The 19553-nt window shown below is 51.9% G+C and carries 12 protein-coding genes and 1 tRNA gene; 10 read left to right on the top strand and 3 right to left on the bottom strand.

What is annotated here, in order from left to right:
- Positions 1–89 precede the first annotated feature (89 nt).
- The 5 genes from L4D19_RS26085 (at position 90) to L4D19_RS26065 (ending at position 5474) form a co-directional block, all read left to right on the top strand.
- Positions 90–166 (top strand) — tRNA-Asp (locus L4D19_RS26085).
- 535 nt (positions 167–701) lie between these two features.
- Positions 702–3200: an FG-GAP repeat domain-containing protein gene (locus L4D19_RS26080; protein WP_428454844.1), complete on the top strand. Its 2499-nt coding sequence runs from the start codon at positions 702–704 to the stop codon at positions 3198–3200.
- Positions 3201–3394: 194 nt separating this feature from the next.
- Positions 3395–3694 (top strand): hypothetical protein, encoded by a 300-nt coding sequence (locus L4D19_RS26075; RefSeq protein WP_075762677.1) that lies wholly within the window; start codon positions 3395–3397, stop codon positions 3692–3694.
- A 186-nt stretch (positions 3695–3880) separates the two neighbouring features.
- Entirely contained in the window at positions 3881–5077 is a 1197-nt protein-coding gene (locus L4D19_RS26070; RefSeq protein ID WP_075762678.1) for an MFS transporter, read from the top strand.
- 70 nt (positions 5078–5147) lie between these two features.
- Positions 5148–5474 carry a DUF2799 domain-containing protein gene (locus L4D19_RS26065; RefSeq protein ID WP_428454843.1) on the top strand — a complete coding sequence of 109 codons (327 nt, stop codon included), beginning with the start codon at positions 5148–5150 and terminating at the stop codon, positions 5472–5474.
- 74 nt (positions 5475–5548) lie between these two features.
- On the opposite strand, the gene dapD is transcribed toward L4D19_RS26065, so the two are convergent.
- Positions 5549–6580 carry a 2,3,4,5-tetrahydropyridine-2,6-dicarboxylate N-succinyltransferase gene (gene dapD, locus L4D19_RS26060; RefSeq protein WP_428454842.1) on the bottom strand — a complete coding sequence of 344 codons (1032 nt, stop codon included), beginning with the start codon at positions 6578–6580 and terminating at the stop codon, positions 5549–5551.
- A 240-nt stretch (positions 6581–6820) separates the two neighbouring features.
- Entirely contained in the window at positions 6821–7120 is a 300-nt protein-coding gene (locus tag L4D19_RS26055) for a YebG family protein (protein WP_075762681.1), read from the bottom strand.
- Positions 7121–7203: 83 nt separating this feature from the next.
- Here L4D19_RS26055 and L4D19_RS26050 point away from each other — a divergent pair, with 83 nt between their 5' ends.
- Complete coding sequence (locus L4D19_RS26050) at positions 7204–7890, top strand: DNA-3-methyladenine glycosylase I (RefSeq protein WP_428454847.1); 687 nt, start codon at positions 7204–7206, stop codon at positions 7888–7890.
- 20 nt (positions 7891–7910) lie between these two features.
- Here the strand turns inward: L4D19_RS26050 and L4D19_RS26045 are convergent, their stop codons facing one another.
- Positions 7911–8798, bottom strand: coding sequence for a LysR substrate-binding domain-containing protein (locus tag L4D19_RS26045; RefSeq protein ID WP_239411808.1), 888 nt, complete (start codon positions 8796–8798; stop codon positions 7911–7913).
- 144 nt (positions 8799–8942) lie between these two features.
- On the opposite strand from L4D19_RS26045, the gene L4D19_RS26040 reads away from it, so the two are divergent.
- From L4D19_RS26040 to recD, 4 genes are all read left to right on the top strand, one after another.
- Positions 8943–9920, top strand: a complete 978-nt coding sequence (locus L4D19_RS26040) for a TDT family transporter (RefSeq protein ID WP_428454841.1) — start codon at positions 8943–8945, stop codon at positions 9918–9920.
- A gap of 144 nt (positions 9921–10064) precedes the next feature.
- Positions 10065–13529, top strand: a complete 3465-nt coding sequence (gene recC / locus L4D19_RS26035) for an exodeoxyribonuclease V subunit gamma (protein ID WP_428454840.1) — start codon at positions 10065–10067, stop codon at positions 13527–13529.
- Between the two features lie 261 nt (positions 13530–13790).
- Positions 13791–17396, top strand: a complete 3606-nt coding sequence (gene recB, locus L4D19_RS26030) for an exodeoxyribonuclease V subunit beta (protein ID WP_428454839.1) — start codon at positions 13791–13793, stop codon at positions 17394–17396.
- Positions 17389–19488 (top strand): exodeoxyribonuclease V subunit alpha, encoded by a 2100-nt coding sequence (gene recD, locus L4D19_RS26025; RefSeq protein WP_428454838.1) that lies wholly within the window; start codon positions 17389–17391, stop codon positions 19486–19488. The genes recB and recD overlap by 8 nt, the downstream gene beginning before the upstream one ends.
- The last annotated feature ends 65 nt before the right edge of the window (positions 19489–19553 follow it).

Below are 19553 nucleotides of genomic sequence, written 5' to 3'. Positions count from 1 at the left end.
GATGGTAGTGTGGGGTCTCCCCATGTGAGAGTAGGACATCGCCAGGCTTCCAATTTAGATTATCGCAGTGAACGTGCGGTGATTTGAGTGGAGCGGTAGTTCAGTTGGTTAGAATACCGGCCTGTCACGCCGGGGGTCGCGGGTTCGAGTCCCGTCCGCTCCGCCACTTATACTAAGCCCAAGCAGAAATGCTTGGGCTTTTTTACGTCTTTAAGATATGTTCGCCCTGCGGACGAATGAGCCCCGCTTGTGCGCAAGCCCGGCCGCTCCGCCACTTTTTCGAAAGCCTCAGACTGCGCGTCCCGGCAGAAATGCTGAGGCTTTTTGCTATCTGCAGCATAGTGAAAGGACTCTCACGAGCCTACGGCTTGATTCCCACCGGAGTGCCGGCACAGACTAGGCGTTCCCGCCATTTATTAGCACTTTCTAGCTTTCCCGTCACAGTAATAATCCATGATTATTTACCCTTAATGCATGCTTTTTCATTGTTGATTTTTTGTTCTTTGTTTTTATATGTGTCAATAGTGCGCATTGTTAGAGCAATTGCTCATATATATTTGATAAAGGCTCCGGATAAAGCGTTTTAGTGCCATTAATTTACCTTAAGCTGTTGTTTTTATAATGATTGTGATAGTTTTCCTCGCTTTTGTCTTTATGTGTGCTGTTGCGCACTTTCATCAATTTGCAGATTAAGAATAACTATGCATAAAACTAAAAAAAGTTGGCTAGGTAGCGCAATTCTAAGCTTATTGCTTATCGGCTGTGGGGAAGGAAATGACACCGCAGGTAAGGGATCTGTTGTGGACAACTCATTGGTGGTTAACAGTAAGTTTGCAGCCACTTATTTACAGACCATAGAAAAGGAACCATCGCAGCCAGCCACAGTTGGTTACCAAGCGTCGGTCAAGCTGAAGAGTCAGGTTCAGGCTCTAAGCTACGATGGGAAGCTGGAGGTGACTAATATCCTGACCAAGGATAAACAAGTTTTCGACTGGCCTATGACCCAGAAACTGGATAGCGAGGGTAACGTCGAAACGGTTTCACATCGTGCACTGACGCTTAAGCCTGGCAGTTATGATTTTGTCTTGCTCCTGACTTCGAAAGATGGCAAACAGAGTCAATATATGGCTCAGGCGCTGGGTGAAGATGTGATTGACGGTAAAGCACCTGAGATTGATTTTGTCCTACTGCCTAATCTGGGCGAGACCATCAGCGATTTTGAGCAGGTTCAATATGTCTCTACATTAAAGTTTTCGTGGCCAGCCGAAGATCTAGCTGCGTTGAGTCATCCGCAGTTTGGCCTGTCTATTAACGGTGAGGATGAGACGGTTTATACCATCAATAAAGAAACCGGTATCGCGGAGCTGATCATGAATGTTGAGCCGGGTGAGTATCAGCTGGCAATGCGCTTATATGATGGCGACCTGATGGTAGGTAAAAACGGCGAGCAGGATGACTCGGTGAATTTTGTTGAGGGAGAAGATGCCAAGATGGACGTGATTCCACTCCAGGCTGATGTAAACCTTAACCTTAGCCCGATGAAAGATCAGGGGCATTTTTCCTTTACGGTACCAGCCGAAGTGGTGAATGAAGTTGGCTCAGCCCACGAACTTGCACTGATTGTTCGACTCGGAGGGGACAATGTACCGGTTCAGGAGAAAGTGCTGACTATTCGTGATGAAAATGGCATCTACAAAGCAAGCGATTTGTTTGAAACGGGAGGTCAGGATCAGTTAACCGCTTATTTGGCATTCCATAAGGTGAGTGAGGCATCAGAACAATTTCGTTCAGTGCCGTTTGCCAGCTGTAATACTTCAATCAATGTTGCGCTTAACCAGACTCTGGGCTGCAAGCTTGAATTAAAACGCGAAAGCATCGTGACCGGACGTGTACTGGGCACACTGATGCTGAATGTATTGGATCAGAACCTGCAGCCGGCTTTGGGAGTCAAGGTGTATGCGGGTGATAAACTCATTGGCTTGACGGGAGAGCAATACAGCACAGGTTCGATCAAGGTACATTTGGTTGCCGGTGACTATACAGTTAAAGCTGCGGAAGGCGTGCTCGAAGCGGCTGATATGATAACCATGAGTCCGTTGGCGGTTCAAAACAAGGTGCTGACCCTGCAGAAAGGTCCGAATGTTGGTGATGGAAAGTTTGTCTTGAAGCAGACTCTGACCGTCGGCAAGGGCGAAAATAATTATATCGATACCAGTACGTTAGTTGATTTCAATGGTGATGGTGCGCTGGATGTTATTCTTGCTCCTCGCCGCAATGCAGAGCAAATTTATCTAAATGATGGGCAGGGTAGTTTTGCCTTGTCTCCATTCTCGTCTGGTGACAATTCAGATATTGAGAAAATTGCTGTTGATGATCTTAACGGTGATGGCAAGCCGGATATCGTCCGGGCAACGGATTCTGGGGTAACCGTTTTCTTTAATGACGGGAAAGGAAGTCTTACGGAGTCGAGCCAGAAGCTAACGAACAAGCGTAGTGAATCTGTTGCTCTTGGTGATATTGATGGCGATGGCTACTTAGATATTGTTCTGCTGGAAACATGGAGAGCTCCACGGGTCTTTATTAATAATGGTTCGGGCTTTTTTGTTGATGAAAATGGTTTTTTAAGTGAGCGTTCGGGGCAAAAACACGCAAATGTTGTTCTAGCAGATGTAACAGGCAATAACAGCTTGGATATTATTTGGGCCGGTGGCGATCGTAAGAATATGATTTTCTTCAATAACGGAAAAGGACGTTTTACCGACTCTGGTCAGCGGCTTGGAACAAGCCAAAGTACAAGTACTTATAAGCTATATAATGTAGCTGCTAATGACCTTAATAGTGATGGTTATGTCGATCTGGTTATTACAAATGCTGACTATCGTGGCGTAGAAGAAGTCAATCAACTGTTTATCAATGATGGCAAAGGCATGTTTGAACTTTCTGATGTTGATCTGGGGACAAATGGCAGAACACCGGCCATCGCTGATATTGATAGTGATGGTGATTTGGATATCGCTATCGGAGGCAAGCCAAGCATCTATGTTAATGAAGGGAATCAAGTCTTTACCTTATCAACAGTAAACCAGCTGCCTTCTGGTTCTCAACAACCTCTACTCGGAGATATTGATGGTGACGGGGATGTAGATTTGATCCTAAGAAACGGTCATGACAGCCTGGTTTTGATCAATCAACCGCTGTAACGGGTGTTTTACCAGTCAATCATTATGCCTAGTGGCAGCTTCGGCTGCCATTTTTTATTCCTAGCTACCTACCCATTCAGTCTATTGGACACACCTATTTACAACTCTTTGAAGCTAACTCATGGCCTGATACTTGTCATTAAGCAGGTACTTATGAGAGGGTTAGCGGCATGCTTTGCTGATGAGAGATTATCATGACATTTTTCTTTGAGCGGACGGAATCAGCCGACAAGGTGACCATTGTTCTGAAGCCGCACTCGCTTTATACCATGTTGCTGATGCTGGCAGCATGGCTGCTGAATGATTTGGTTCTGCAGTCTGCCCCTATTACTCAAATAATCATGCCTGTGTTTATTGTGTTTATGGTTATTCGCTTTTTCTCGCTTATCCGTGTGCAGAAAGAAGTACTCGTGGCCATGAAGCAAGGCAGAGTCAGCACCAGTGGCAGCAAGTTCTCTTTCACCAACCCATTTACTTATGTCATCAATAAGTAAGCTCTTGCATCATTACTTTTGCTGATGCCTCCCGCTCAGGATCTCGCTGGGCGGTTGCTATTGTGTCCCTTCAGGAAATAATCCCTTAATTCCACGCTGCTAATAGTTTTCAAAGGAACATGCATAATGGAAGTAGCCTCTGATAAACAGATCTGGAGGCTGTTCTGCGTTTAACTGAGGGTATCTATGCATAAATTTAACTGGAAGCCGCTGCTGCTGGCATGCTTGATTGTCAGTATTGGCCAACTTAGCCTGGGATTGGTTTTTCCTTCACTGCCGTGGATCGCAAAAGATCTGGGAGTGAGCTCTGAGCAGGCACAGCTATTGGTTTCTGGTTATCTTCTTGGTTTTGGCCCTTCTCAGCTTATCTATGGCCCAATGTCAGATGTGTTTGGCCGTCGTCCTGTTTTGCTTTCCGGGCTGCTTATTGCCTTGCTTGGACTGGCGCTGGCAGTGACGCATGCTGACTCGTTCAGCTGGTTATTGGCTGGGCGCTTTGTGCAAGGGCTTGGAGCCGGAAGTGTTGCTGTACTTGCCAGGGCGACGATACGGGACAGTTACCTGAGTCATCATCTGGTCAAGGCGATGACCTGGGTCGCGATTGTCGCGGCGTTTACACCGATAGTGGCGCCGGTGATTGGTGGCTTGGTTAACCATTACTCGGGCTGGCTGGCGGTCTTTATATTATTGCTGGGCTATATCGCTGTGGTTTGGTTGGTGTTGCTGCTGACATTTAAGGAAACACTGAAGCTAACGTCGGCCCCTCAGTCCGTCAGTAAACTGGTCGTTTCCTATTTCTCCCTGATGCAGGAGCGGCATTTTCTTACCTTTGCCGGCCTTGGCTGGGTGAACTTTTCCTTAGTGGTCATTTCTATTTCCCTGATGCCCTTCATTATGCAGGTCCAGATTGGAATGACGTCGGATGAATATGCACTGTGGGCGATGGTCCCGGCTTTTGGGTTGCTGAGTGGCGGGATTGTATGCCAGCGGCTTCGTCCTGTGGTGGGCACCCAAAAGATGCTGCAGCTTGCGCCATTGCTCCATTTGCTTGCCGGAAGTGTTTTGATTCTGGCCCCGGTGGAGCCTGTCTGGATGAGTACGGGGCATTTTCTGTTGGCGATGGCCAACGGAATGGCGTTTCCTTGTGCTCAGTCGTTACTGCTGGTTCCTTACGGCAACAAGGCCGGTACCGTGTCAGCCTTGTCTGGTGCCTGTCAGATGGTATTTGCATCCTTGCTAAGTAGCTTTTTGCTTAAGCTCGGGATCAGTCAGGCCTGGCATCTTGGCTGTGTGATGCTGGTTGCCGCCGGTGTCGGGTTGATGCTGGTGTATGTCGGATCTCGCTCTGAAAGCGGGCGTGAAGCTGTGGCTGCCTTAAATTAATCTCGTCGATTGGGCTGGAATATGAGCCATACTTATCAGCAGAGTGAATTCCTCGTTGAGGCAGAAGACTATGCTGAGATTTATCTGTCTGGTTGTCGCTATTACCCTGACAGCTTGTGTCAGCCAGCGTGAACTTGAGCTATCACAGAATAAAGAGTGGGAGCAACTTGGAGCGTATCACGGCCAGCAAGGGTATCGGGAGTGGGATGAAAATCGCCTGAATAAGCAGGGAGCAATGACAGAAACCGAGTATGAGAAGTATCGTGCCGGTTATCTGCAGGGACGGTTTGAATACTGCAGCCAAAAGACAACGGTCAGTACCGTGCTCAATCAGGGCTATCCGGATGAGTGTAATGAAAATCAAGGTAGTTACGGTCTGATTGATCGCGGCTATTAGCTTCATGAACTAACACGATAGATAGCAAAAAGGCTGCCGAGGCAGCCTTTTTGATGCTCAGACAACCTGATGAATTAGTTGTTGCTGTGCAGCTCGCTGTTTAGCTCAACGGCTGTTTTGTTAGTCAGGCATTCGATCTGACCTGTCACAGAGTTGCGGCGGAACAATAGGTCTGGCTTGCCAGCCAGGTCGCGGGCCTTAACCACTTCGACTTCCTTGCCTTGTGAATCAAGCATACGGACCTTTGAACCAGCAGTGACATACAGACCTGACTCAATGGTACAGCGATCACCCAGCGGGAAACCAAGACCGGCATTCGCGCCAAGCAAGCTGTTTTCACCAATAGAGACAACCACTTTACCGCCGCCGCTTAGGGTGCCCATGATTGAGGCACCACCACCGACGTCTGAGCCTTCACCAACCATGACACCAGCCGAGATACGGCCTTCAACCATGCTGACACCTGTAGTACCTGCATTGAAGTTAATGAAGCCTTCGTGCATGACAGTCGTACCTTCACCAACGTGGGCACCCAGGCGAACACGTGATGTATCAGCAATACGTACGCCGGCAGGCACGACGTAATCGACCATTTTCGGGAATTTATCGACACAGTCTACGGTCAGTACTTCGCCGTTTAGGCGCGCTTCGATCTGGCGATCGGCTAGCTCAGGGAGATCAATCGGGCCCTGGCTGGTCCATGCGATGTTATGCAGCAGGCCAAAAATGCCATCCAGCACAATGCCGTGAGGCTTAACCAGGCGATTAGAGATAAGCTGTAGTTTCAGGAAGCCTTCGGCAACAGAAGCAGGTGCTTCGTCGCTTGCAAGAATCACGATAATCAATGGCTGAGTTGATTGAGCAGCCTTTGCTGCGAACTGCGCACTTTTATCATCACCAGCAGCGGTGAAGGCTTCAGCCAGATCTGCGCACTGGGCTGGAGTGACTTCAATGGCCTGGTTGCCTTCCTTATAGTCAACAACAGCTGCCAGGGCTGCAACCAGCTCATCCGTTGGGTTAAGCACAGGTGTTGGAAAGAAAGCCTCGATAATTTTACCGTCGCGGTTTTTAGTCGCGGTGCCTAGGGCAAGTGAAAAGCTGGCCATTAGTGATCGTTCTCCATGTGAAAGTTTTGAGCTCTGCGCTGCAATGCAGGCAGATTGTATACGATTGGAAACCATCATAATGACAGTTGGCATGATATTGAAGGGGGGAGCGGATAATCAGTGAAAAATGACGTAATTCTTGCCAAAGCCGGGCTATTAACAGTGGTTAACTGGCTTTTTATGCATAAAAAAACCTCCAAAATGGAGGTTTATTCATGTAGAAGCCGCTGAAGGCAGAGATTAAGCTGCATCTTCCTGTGGCTGTTCGGCAACAGCTTCAGGTTTTGCTACTTTCTTCTTTGGCGCCGCTTTCTTTTTGGCACCCAGTGCAATCAGTACTTCTTCACGCTTCTGTGCTAAGAACAGCGATAGCTCTTCTTGTTTGGCCTCATCTTCGAATAGTTCACTTTCGCCTAGCAAAGCAAACATCTCATCAGCCATATCCAGCATCTTGTCGTATGCGTCGGCTTCGGACTTAGAGGTGAAAGTCATCTTTTCTTCTCCGTTGCGCTCAACCACATATTTGACGATAACAGCCATGGTCACCCTCTCCCGAAATTGATTTACTGGCTGTTTATACAGTAGCATAAAGGGCTATGTCCAGTGATAAGCGTGTTATTGTGATGGTGCGAGAAAAATTTACCCATATTTATGCCCGGGCAGCTGATAGAAAAGGTGGTGAGGCGGAGCTGGAAAGCTTGTTGGCCACCCCTCTAAGCGCGCAAGAGCTAAAGGAAATCCCAGATGACCGCTGGTTGGCAGCGTTCACCCAGAAGGTGTTTCAGTCCGGCATGAGCTGGAAAGTTGTCCGCAACAAGTGGCCAAACTTCGAAGAGGTTTTTTTCGGTTTTGATATCGAAAAAATGTTGCTGATGCCAACGGAGATGTGGGAACGAAAAGCGACGGATCCGGCGATTATTCGCCACCTTGGGAAGGTTATGACAATTCCAGAAAATGCCCGCATGATCCATGATGCCGCGCTGGACCATTGTTCCTTTTCAGCAATGGTTGCCGATTGGCCTGCTGAGGACATTACCGGCTTATGGCGATACTTGAAGGCACACGGTAAGCGCCTTGGCGGCAATACCGGGCCGTATACATTGCGGATCATGGGCAAAGATACCTTTATTCTGAGCCATGATGTCGAAGCTTATCTGCGTAATATCGGGGTGATAGACGGTGGCCGCGATACCCGTAAATCGTTGCTGGCTACCCAGCAGGCATTCAGTGAGTGGCAGCAGGAAAGTGGCCGCCCGTTGTGCCAGATCAGTCAGATCATTGCCTTTAGTCAGGGAGATAATCGTCTCTAAAGGCGATGACCCAGGGCCTTTTAATTCAGCGTCCAGCTCTGGCAGAAATCCAGGAACAGCTTGAGCAGTGGGCTCTGGTATTTTTCCCTGTGATAAAGTAGCCAGTATTGGCGGTGGGTATCGAGTGGCAAGTCGAGGATAGCCAGACGGTTATCCTTAACGGCATGCTCGACTGCCAGCCGTGACAGGCAGGTGATCCCAAGGCCTGCTGTTGCACAGTTAATGATGGCCTCGGTAGTGTTGAGCTCGAAGGCTTGCTGCCACTCCTCCAGCCTCGGTGCAATACGGTTGAGGAAAAACTCCCGTGTGCCCGATCCCGGTTCCCGTAAAATCCACTGTGAGTGTTCCAGATCCGACAAACTTAGATTGCCTATCTTGGTCAGGGGGTGATCGGGATGGCATGCTACCACCATTTCATCGTCCAGCCAGGGCTGAACTACCAGATCGGACTGCTGCACCTTGCCTTCGACCAGGCCGATATCGAGTTCGAATTCACTCAGCATGTGGCAGATTTGGGCGGTATTGGAAATAAACAGGGATTGATCATCGTGCTTGCTGTGGTGGCGAAAATCGCGGAGCAAAAAAGGGGTGATTTGATTGCCGACCGTATCGCTTGAGCCGATTTTTAGTTTTCCGCTAATCGGGCCGGCATGGTCAAACAGTAGCTCAATGTCATCGCTACGGGCCAGAAGTTCGTCGGCCAGGGGAAGCAGGCGCTTTCCCTGCTCGTTGATGATCAAACGGTTGTTATTGCGATCAAAAAGCTTGTGTCCCAGGTGCTTCTCAAGCTCGGACAGTGCCATGCTGACTGCCGGTTTGGAAAGAAACAGTTTTTCGGCGGCCGCTGTGATGGTTCGCTCCTGGGCAACGGTGATGAAGACTCTGAGCTGTTTGAGTGCAATGTTCATTGTTACCCCTTTTTGTTCAGTGATTCTTAAAGCTAGTTTAAAAACATTCAAATATTCCAAACAACAAAGATTATATACACTCACAGGGTGTTCCGAAAAGAGTGTTTCTGCCAACAAGAAATGGCAGGAAACGGAGTGGGTAAGATGATTAAGGCAACGAAGAAAAAAGTCGCAGGTGCGCCGACCCCAATGGCAGGGCTGGCATTGGGTATCGGCAGTCTTGGATGGTGTTGGGAAAATGCTGCTGATCTTGATGGGAGTGGGCAGGTTGCCGGCGCGGCCATTGCCTCGGTATTATTGCTGGTCCTGATAGCGAAGTTCGTTCTTCACCCTAAATTACTATGGCAAGATCTGACCCACCATGTGGTCGGTAGCGTGGTACCTACCTTTGCGATGGCATTAATGGTGGTATCAAAAGCGGTGGGCATGTATGCCCCGTATCCGGCTCAGGCCATGTGGTTATTTGCGGTGATATTGCACCTCATTTTTCTGGTGTTGTTTGTCTACCATCGCGCGGTTGAGTTCAGGCTTCACCATATGGTACCCAGCTGGTTTGTACCGCCTATCGGTATTATCGTAGCGGATGTGGCTTTTCCCGGCGGTGCGCTGCGTCCTCTGGCCGAGGGATTGTTGGTCTTTGGTATGGGGGTGTACGCGGTAATGCTGCCGATCATGGTCTATCGTTTGATTTTTAGTCATGAGATCCCAGATGCAGCCAAACCGACGATTGCGATAATGGCCGCCCCTGCCAGCCTTTCTCTTGCCGGTTACCTGACCGTGGAGCAAAACCCGTCGCCAGTGATCATTGCGTTACTGGCTGGCATCGCGGTACTGATGACGTTTGTTATCTACGTCGCGTTTTTCCGGCTGCTGCGGCTCGATTTCAGCCCGGGTTATGCTGCCTTTACTTTCCCGATGGTTATCGGTGCAACAGCATTGTTCAAAACCGCAGCATGGATGGCCGCTAACGGCGTAGCGGCCGAATATGTTAATCAGGTTTCCCTGCTCGCTACGGTTGAACTGTATGTATCAACGGCGGTTGTGTCCTATGTCGCACTCCGTTATTTAGCCTACTACCGCCCGATAACCAAACTGTTCAACCTGCAGCCGCAGGAGGGATAAAGAGCATTTAATCAATCTTTGATGTGAGTCGCTTGCCTGGATTGTTCGCCCTGGAAATGGCGGATAACCGGGCCTTTTTCGTTTGCAGCAAGTAGCCTATTGATGGACAATCGTTGTAATTTTCTCTGTCCGTGAGATATCTGCGTGTTTACTGTCTATCACTCTAACCAACTGGATTTGCTGAAGTCCCTTCTGGTTGAACTTATTCGTCTCGATCCGCTGGACAACCCGTTTGAGCAGGAACAAATTCTGGTCCAGAGTCCGGGTATGTCACAGTGGTTGAAGCTTGAGCTGGCCAAGTCGCTGGGAATTGCCGCCAACCTTGAATTTCCGCTGCCGGCAACCTTTATCTGGAATATGTTTACCGAGGTGCTGAGTGACGTCCCGCAGCGCAGTGCGTTCAATAAAGAAGCCATGACCTGGAAGCTGATGCAGGTACTGCCCAAGCAACTGGATAAACCTGAGTTCGAGCCGTTGGCACGTTACCTGAGCGACGACGAGCAATGGGTCAAGCACTATCAGCTGGCAGGAAAAATTGCAGATATCTTTGACCAGTACCTGGTGTACCGGCCGGAGTGGATACAGGACTGGGAAGCGGACCAAATCGACCCGGAGCTGACGGCAGATCATCCGTGGCAACCCTTGTTGTGGCAGGCCCTTTATGATCATACCCTGGCGCTTGGCCAGTCGCCGTATCACCGTGCCAACCTGTATGACAACTTTATTGAAACCCTTGAGGGGTATTTGCAAAGTGGCGCTCCCTTGCCGGAAGGGTTGCCGAAGCGATTGTTTGTCTTTGGCATCTCTGCGCTTCCGCCACGCTACCTCGATGCGCTGGCGGCCTTGGGCAAGCATATTGACGTTCATCTGATGTTTACCAACCCATGCCGTCATTACTGGGGCGAAGTGCGGGATCGTAAGTATTTGGCTCGTCTGGCGGCCAAGCAGCGTCAGCAGTTGCAGTGGTGCGCCGATCACAGCGAGCGGGGGGAGGTGGTGTCGCCGCTCAAAGGGGATATTGAAGACAATATTATCGACGATACCCATGAGGGGGCGGTAGGGAATACCCTGCTGGCCTCACTGGGCAAACTGGGGCGTGATAACCTGTATTTGCTGTCCGAGATGGAGGCATATGATGTCGAGGCGTTTGTTGATATCGAGCCGGATTCACTGCTGCATTCGATTCAGGCCGATATCCTGAATCTCGAAGATCGCGTCAATGATGAGCTTACCGAGTCAAGCGACCATAAATTGGCTGTCTTGCCGCATGATCGCTCTCTGACTGTCCATGCCTGCCATTCTCCGATGCGTGAAGTGGAAGTATTGCATGACAACCTGCTGAGAATGCTGACTGATAACCCCTCACTGTCGCCGCGAGACATGGTGGTGATGGTGGCAGATATCAACAATTACAGCCCGTATATTCAGGCAGTATTCGGCAATGCCCCCGGCGAGCGATATATTCCTTTCTCGATTTCTGACCGTAGTGCCGATCAGGAAAACCCGGTGCTGTTGGCTTTCTTGAGGCTATTGAGCTTGCCGGAGAGCCGTTGTCAGGCATCAGAACTGCTGGAGCTGTTGGAAGTTCCGGCGGTGATGGCCAAATTTGGCTTTGACAGCGAGCGTTTTGAGCGGATAAAGCAATGGATTGAAGAAGTGGGGATCCGCTGGGGACTAGACGGGGAAACGGCCAGTGAATTCCAGCTACCTCAGCAGCCGCAAAATACCTGGCTCTTTGGTTTGCAGCGCATGCTGCTTGGTTATGCAATGCCGCAGGGAGCCGGTTTGTACCAAGGCGTACTGGCATACGATGAAGTGCAGGGGATGGATGCCGAGCTGGCAGGCCAGCTCGGATTGTTTATTGAAACCCTGATGCATTACCGTCAGCAGCTAGCTCAGTCGCAACCTGTCGGGGCATGGATTGGCTGTCTGAACCAGTTGCTGGATGATTTTTTTGCCGTCGATACCGACGGTGAAATGGTATTGCGGATGATCCGTGACAAATTGCAGCAACTGGAGCAGCAGCTTGACGATGCCGGTTACCGAACAGATATCAGCCCGGCAGTCTTGAGGGGCTACCTTAATGATAAGTTGTCGGGTGAGCGTGTCAGCCAGCGATTCCTTGCCGGTCAGGTGAACTTCTGTACCTTGATGCCGATGCGTTCGATCCCGTTCAAGGTGGTCTGCCTGCTGGGAATGAATGACGGGGTCTATCCGCGTTCAATACCGTCGGAAGGGTTTGATTTGATGGCCGGTCGCGGTAAGTACGGCGATCGCTCCCGCCGTGATGATGACCGTTACCTTTTCCTCGAGGCTATTCAGTCGGCTCAGGAAACCTTGTATATCAGCTATGTGGGCCGATCTATTCAGGATAACAGCGAGAAAATGCCGTCGGTTCTGGTCAGTGAGCTGCTGGAGTACTGTCAACAAGGTTATAGGCTTGAGGGCGACGAGGCACTGGTCGTCGAGCAGTCTGCCGCCCGGCTTGAGCAATTCCTTTGTCATAGCCACCCGCTGGTTCCCTTTAGTCCGCAGGCATTTCAGGGAGAGGTGCCGAGCTTCGCCGCTGAGTGGTTGCCGGCGGCAAACCGCGAATCGATCACTGCTGAAGCATTTCAGGAACAGCCGTTGGAGGCTGAACCGTTGGAAGCCGGGATCGAGCCGGTTCTGGAGCTGGCCGAGCTGACCCGTTTCTGGCGGATGCCGGTGCAATACTTTTTCAACCGTCGTCTGAAAGTCTACTTTGAAGCCGCCAAAGGAGCGATGGAAGATGACGAGCCGTTTGTTCTCGATGGACTTGACCGCTTTCAGCTTCGTAGCGATCTCTTAACCGCTTTTCTTGATAGCCATAGCATGGAGGGAGATACCAGCCATGAGCATCGGCGGGAAGCAGTATTTGCGCGTTTTGCTGAATACCAGCAGGCCTCCGGCGGCTTGCCGCTGGCCGAGTTTGGTGAGCTGGAGCTGGTGGAAGAGCGCGGCCAGATCGAAAAACTGGCCGATAAAGTGGCCGGATTGATGGAGCAGCCTTTGCCGGACACTGAAGTCGATCAGCCTTTGTTGATCGCCGGATCGGAAATCCGGTTACAGGGCTGGCTGAAGCATCATTTCCAAAGTGGTCTGGTGCGCTACCGTCCGGGCAAGATCCGGGCACAGGATATCCTGCAGGGCTGGGTCGAGCACCTTTGTCAGGCACTGGTTGCATCGTCGTGCACAACCCACCTGGTGGGTGTCGATGGCCACTATACCCTGGAGCCTGTCAGCGCCGACTATGCCGGCACTCAGCTAACAGCGCTGGCGGAGGCATATTACCAGGGGCTGACGCAGCCGTTGCCATACTTTCCGCGTACCGTACTGGCTGGCTTGCAGGCCTGTCAGGATAAAAAAGGCAATTGGTATGACGATGAAGAGACGCGGGATAAAGCCAAGGCCAAGATGGCTGAAGCCTTTAACGGCGGTTATATGTTTGATGGCGAAGGCACCAATGCCTATATCAATCGGGTGTGGCCGGAATGGAATGATGATCTGGCATCCGAACTTCAGCTGTGGGCCGAGCAGTTGCTAAAACCTGCATTGCTGCAGTTAAGGATTGCGGAAGATGATGGTTAACAGCAGGAGAGATGTAGCGTGGCCGTCAGCAAATCATTGTTGTTTGTAGGGTGTTCGCTGTACGGCCACAGGTCCAGAGGTAGACCAAATTTCGTGACGGGGATAGTAACGAATGGCTCTGGGGGAAACCGTGAAAGATCTCTCATATCAATAGATAAAATAGCCAGTTAATTCGATATATTCATTTGAATTAGTGCCCGATCACAAAAAATAATTTCGAACGGATCAAGTTTCGAACAATAACAGGAATTCGCGCGTCCTATGACTCAACAATACAATTCGCCCCAGCCCCAGGATTTGCAGCCGATGGCATTTCCGCTTCACGGCAATCGCCTGATAGAGGCATCGGCCGGAACCGGAAAAACATTTACCATCGCCAGTTTGTATCTGCGCCTGTTGCTTGGCCATGGTGACAGTCAGAGCCGCTTTCCACGTGAGCTGACTGTTGATCAGATCCTGGTGGTTACCTTTACAGAAGCTGCAACAGCCGAGCTGCGAGATCGTATCCGGCGACGTATCCATGATGCCCGGTTAGCGTTCAACCGGGGCCATAGTGAGGATCCGGTGATCAAGCCGCTACTCGAAGATCTGCGCGATCACAAGGCGGCTGCGGCGATCTTGCTGCAGGCCGAGCGTCAGATGGACGAGGCGGCGATCTTTACTATTCATGGTTTCTGCCAGCGTATGCTGACCCAGAATGCCTTCGAGTCAGGCAGCCTGTTCGATAATGAGTTCGTCACCGAGGAGAGCCACCTGAGGGCGCAGGTGGTTGCCGATTATTGGCGTCGTAATTTTTACCCGTTGCCGCGCACGTTGGCCGGGGAAGTCCGCAGTATCTGGTCATCACCAGCTTCGCTGCTAAGAGACATCAACGTGTTCCTCTCTGGGGCGGAGGTGGAGATTCGCGCGCCGGAGCTGGAGGGCTCTTTGCAGCAGGTACACGAGGACAACATCGCGCGTATTGAGCATGTAAAGCAGCTCTGGCGAGCAGATGCGGGCGAGTTTCAGAACCTGATTGCCGGCTCCGGGGTGAACAAGCGCAGTTATACCAAGACCAGTCTGCCCAAGGCGCTGGCGGAAATCGGGGCGTGGGCTGAGCAGGAGACGACAGGTTATAAGCTGCCAAAAACGCTGGATAAATTTTCGCAGCAGGTGCTGTTTGATAAAACCAGCAAAGGCAATCCACCCGAGCATCCGGTGTTTGTGGCCATTGAAGCGTTGCTGGCCAATAGGCCCAATGTCAAAGACCCTTTATTGGCACATGCAATAAAAGAGTGTCGTCAGTTGCTGACCGAGGCGAAGCGGCGTAAAGGCTGGTTGTCATTTGATGATCTTCTGACCCAGCTGGCTGCGGCACTGGCCAATGATACTGACGGTAGCCTGGCGGCCCGGATCCGGGGCCAGTTTCCCGTCGCGATGATCGACGAGTTTCAGGATACCGATCCGTTGCAGTACAGTATTTTCAATACAGTATATGGTGATGAGCACTGCAGCGAGGAGGGTATAGCTGTTAGCGGCTTGTTTATGATCGGGGATCCGAAGCAGGCTATCTATGCTTTTCGCGGTGCCGATATTTTTACCTATATCCAGGCTCGGCGGCAGGTTACGGCTCATTACACGCTGGGCACGAACTGGCGCTCGACCACCGAGATGGTCGAAGCCGTCAACTGCATTTTCCAGCAGCCGCAGCGACCGTTTATCTATGATCAGGACATTACTTTTCTGCCAGTTAAGCATAGCCCGAAAGCGGCCGAACGCAGCTGGCAGCTTGCCGGAGAAAAACAGCCTGCCCTGAGCTTCTGGCGTCAGGATGCGGATGAGCCGGTCAAAAAAGGTGATTACAACCGGGTGATGGCAGCGGCAACGGCGGCAGAGATCCAGAAAATACTGACGCTGTCGCAACAGGGCGAGGCGCTGCTGGTCGATGGCGAGAAGTCCAAACCGATCCGGGCCGGTGATGTGTCGGTGCTGGTTCGAACCGGAAGCGAGGGGGCAATGATCCGCCAGGCTCTGGCCGAACAGGGTATTGCCAGTGTCTATCTGTCAAACCGCGACAGTGTGTTTTCCTGTAGCGAGGCGAGTGATATCCAGCGTTTGCTGGTGGCTGTTTTGATACCGGAAGATGAGCGGGGGTTAAGGGCAGCCTTGGCCTCGGGTTTGTTTGCGCTTAGCGCACGTCAGCTTGACGAGCTCAATATCGACGAAGATCGTTGGGAGCAGCATGTCGCAGAGTTTCGTGAATACCGCAAATTGTGGCAGAGCCGGGGTGTGCTGCCGATGCTGCGTCATGTGCTGGCCAGTCGTAGGATCCCGGAGCGACTGCTGAGCGAGAATGGCGGTGAGCGTCGCCTGACCGATATTCTTCATCTCGGTGAGCTGTTGCAACAGGCAAGCCAGACTCTCGACAGTGATCATGGATTGCTTCGCTGGCTGGCGGAACACATCGAGACCCCCAACGGCAATGCCGACGAGCAGCAGCTTCGATTGGAGTCAGATCGAAATCTGGTACAAATCGTGACGATTCACAAGTCCAAAGGGTTGGAGTATGACATTGTCTTCCTGCCGTTTGTCTGTAGTTATCGCGCGGCAGGGACGGCCTTGTTCCATGACGAGCAAACGCAGCAAGCAGTGCTGGATGTGACCGAGCAGGAAGAAAGCATGGAGCTGGCGGAGAAAGAACGTCTGGCTGAAGATTTGCGCTTGATTTATGTGGCCCTGACCCGAGCCGTATACGGCTGTTATATCGGGATGGCGCCGCTACGTAACGGGCTGAGCCGTAAAGAGCCGACAGGATTGCACAAGGCCGCAATTGGCTGGCTGGTACAGGATGGCCAGGAAGGGGGAATTGCCGAGCTTGATGCGGCTCTGGCTCGTCTGACAACCGCTTCATCGACGATGGCGATTGTTCCGCCACCAGTGTTGCCGGAGCTGCCATGGTGCCCTGATGAAGGTGAGCAACCCGAACTGTCTGCATCGGAATTTAGCGCCAAGATAGAGCGAAATTGGTGGATCACCAGTTACTCAGGCTTGGTAAAGCAGGGGAGTCACAATCATGATGCGTCATTCGAGCTACCTGGCTTTGATACCGACTCGTCGCAAGACAGTGACAGCGAAGACGGAGAGCTGATTGAGCCTGAGCGCTCTATCTATACCTTTCCGCGTGGTGCGCGGCCGGGCACTTTCTTGCACTCCCTGTTTGAAGAAATTGAGTTTACCGAGCCGGTTGAGAGTGAGGCGACCCGAGATAAAATTTTGGAGCTGCTGCGCCTGGAAAACTACGACGAAGCCTGGTTGCCAGTATTGCAGACGATGATCCGCGATGTACTGGACTGTGCACTGGATGGTGACAGTCTGCAGCTGGGGCATATCCCGGCACGCCAGCGTCTGACCGAAATGGAGTTTATGCTGCCGATCAATGTGTTGTCGGCACCGCTGCTGAACAAGGTGATAGCCCGTCATGACCCACTGTCGGCCCGGGCCGGCGAGCTGGGTTTTTCAACGGTCAGCGGTATGCTGAAAGGCTTCATCGACTTGGTGTTTGAGCATCAGGGCCGTTATTACGTGCTGGACTGGAAATCGAACCATCTGGGTGATGATCCCGAGGTCTATCGGGGCGATAACCTTAAACAGGCGATGGCCGATCACCGCTACGATCTGCAGTATCAGCTTTACGCGCTGGCTTTGCACCGTTTCCTCAAGAGCCGCAAGGCTGACTATGACTACGAGCAGCACTTCGGTGGCGTTTATTACCTGTTCCTGCGTGGTGTCAGGTCCGATAGTAACAGCGGCATTTTTAATGCCCGCCCAAGCCTGGAATTATTGACTGAACTGGAAACCCTGATTGACGGAGAACACCTTGATGCTTAAACGGCTTGAATTACTGACCCGACAGGGTGCGCTTCGTCCGCTTGATTATCAGTTTGCTAAATTTATCTCGACGACGGTGGCCGCCTCAGACTCCGCGAGCCTCCAGCCGCTGGTGACACTGGCGGCGGCGCTTGCCAGCCATGAGCTTGGACGGGGCCACGTTTGTCTGCCCCTAGCCCAACTCGAAGCTGGTCAGCTGTTTGGCCTCAACGCGGAGTTTAGCGGGCAGCTGACGGATGAGCTGCCGGTGCTGGCACAATGGGAAGCCTTGCTGTCATCATCGGCGGCGGTATCTGACGGCAGTGAAGCCACGCCTTTGGTGCTTGCTCACGGGCGTTTATACCTAAACCGCTACTGGCAGTTTGAGCAGACAGTTGCCCAAAGACTACAGCAGGCCTCGCGGCAAGAACCGCAGGTTGCAGCGATTCAGCCTGAGCAGATGGCAGCCAAGCTTGATGAGCTTTTTGCCAGGAGTTACACCTATCTTTATCAGGCATTGCAGCAACTCAGAAAAGGCGAAAAGTCCCAGCCGGATTCTCCGGAGAGTCGCCGTCTTGAGGTTTGCGACAAGCTCGATGTGGTTGCTCCGGAGCAGCTCGACTGGACCGCGATAGATGCTGTTCTGACGGCGGCAACCCGTGCCGGTGATCTGATCGGGCTCGATACCCTGGTGCCAAATGCCGTGTGCCTTAACTGGCAGAAAGTGGCGGCAGCGGTTGCGTTGACCCGTCAGTTTGCGGTTATCTCGGGTGGACCGGGCACCGGCAAGACCACGACGGTTGCTAAGTTGCTGGCCGCCCTGGTAACTCAGGCGCTACAGGCCAGTGGCGAAGTGCTAGAGATACCGACCATTAAGCTGGTGGCACCGACCGGTAAGGCCGCGGCCCGTCTGACCGAGTCGATTGGTGCGGCGGTCCAGTCACTGGCCGTGGAGAATACAGTCAAGGATCATATCCCGACCCAGTCCAGTACCATTCACCGCCTGCTGGGCGCCATTCCGAACCGGGTCGAGTTTCGTCATTACCGCGACAATCCGTTGCACCTTGATGTGTTGGTGGTCGACGAGGCATCCATGGTCGATTTGCCGATGATGGCACGTCTGCTCGATGCGATGCCACCGCATGCCAAGCTGATTCTGCTGGGCGATCGCGATCAGCTGGCTTCGGTAGAGGCGGGCGCAGTGTTGGGCGATATCTGCTCTTTTGCCGATCAGGGCTACAGTCAGCAGCAGGGGCTCTTGCTCAGCCAGCTAACCGGCTACCGCTTGGCGAGCGGTGAGGCTGCTGCGGCTACGGCTGTTGCCGATGGTTTGTGCATGCTGCGCAAGAGCTACCGTTTCCATGCCCAGTCCGGGATTGGCCAGCTGGCAAAAGCGATCAATGCTGGCCAGCCTCACCTGGTTGAGAAGGTTTGGCAGCAGGGCTACAGGGATATCAGCCATTATCCGCTCAACAGCGACAGCTACCTGACCATGGTAAAGATGGCGGTGAACTTCTATCAAGATTACCTTGATGCTATTGAGAAGCAGCAACCACCTGCCGAAGTGCTCAATGCCTTTGCCGGTGTTCGCCTGCTGTGCGCCCTGCGGGAAGGGGATTTTGGCGTTACCGGGCTGAACCAGCGTATCGAGCGCAGTTTGGCAAGAAAGGGTAAAATTAATCCGGGTGATGAAACCTGGTATATCGGCCGTCCGGTGATGATCACCCGAAATGATCACGGTCTTGGTCTGTACAATGGCGATATTGGTATTGCGATGCTGGATCCTGAGCCGGATCCGCACACCGGCCAGCAGCGATTGCGTGTCTATTTTGATATGCCGGATGGCTCGATCCGTGGCGTATTGCCAAGCCGTATCCCGGAACACGAAACGGTCTATGCAATGACTATCCATAAATCACAGGGGTCGGAATTTGCCGATACGCTGATGGTATTGCCATCCGAGTTCAGTCCGATACTGACCCGCGAGCTGATTTACACCGGTGTTACCCGGGCGAAGGAGAAGCTGCATCTATTTGCACCGCAAGAGGTCGTCAGACGCTCGGTACGCCTGCGAACCGAGCGGGCTAGTGGCTTGGTCAAGCTGTTAGGATAACTCAAATATAGAGCGGCTTAATCAGCCGAAAAGAGTCAGCGGTTGCTGACTCTTTTTATTTTGGG

Origin of the sequence: Photobacterium kasasachensis, from assembly GCF_050336885.1 — a bacterium.
Lineage (GTDB): Bacteria > Pseudomonadota > Gammaproteobacteria > Enterobacterales > Vibrionaceae > Photobacterium > Photobacterium kasasachensis.
This window is presented reverse-complemented; position numbering and strand designations above follow the sequence as displayed.

Excerpts from the sequence above, each read along its gene's own strand:
- recB (WP_428454839.1), top strand. The coding sequence starts at position 13,791 with ATGACTCAACAATACAATTCGCCCCAGCCCCAGGATTTGCAGCCGATG.
- L4D19_RS26070 (WP_075762678.1), top strand. The coding sequence starts at position 3,881 with ATGCATAAATTTAACTGGAAGCCGCTGCTGCTGGCATGCTTGATTGTC.
- L4D19_RS26040 (WP_428454841.1), top strand. The coding sequence starts at position 8,943 with ATGATTAAGGCAACGAAGAAAAAAGTCGCAGGTGCGCCGACCCCAATG.
- L4D19_RS26075 (WP_075762677.1), top strand. The coding sequence starts at position 3,395 with ATGACATTTTTCTTTGAGCGGACGGAATCAGCCGACAAGGTGACCATT.
- L4D19_RS26050 (WP_428454847.1), top strand. The coding sequence starts at position 7,204 with ATGGTGCGAGAAAAATTTACCCATATTTATGCCCGGGCAGCTGATAGA.
- L4D19_RS26080 (WP_428454844.1), top strand. The coding sequence starts at position 702 with ATGCATAAAACTAAAAAAAGTTGGCTAGGTAGCGCAATTCTAAGCTTA.
- L4D19_RS26065 (WP_428454843.1), top strand. The coding sequence starts at position 5,148 with ATGCTGAGATTTATCTGTCTGGTTGTCGCTATTACCCTGACAGCTTGT.
- recD (WP_428454838.1), top strand. The coding sequence starts at position 17,389 with ATGCTTAAACGGCTTGAATTACTGACCCGACAGGGTGCGCTTCGTCCG.
- L4D19_RS26055 (WP_075762681.1), bottom strand. The coding sequence starts at position 7,120 with ATGGCTGTTATCGTCAAATATGTGGTTGAGCGCAACGGAGAAGAAAAG.
- dapD (WP_428454842.1), bottom strand. The coding sequence starts at position 6,580 with ATGGCCAGCTTTTCACTTGCCCTAGGCACCGCGACTAAAAACCGCGAC.
- L4D19_RS26045 (WP_239411808.1), bottom strand. The coding sequence starts at position 8,798 with ATGAACATTGCACTCAAACAGCTCAGAGTCTTCATCACCGTTGCCCAG.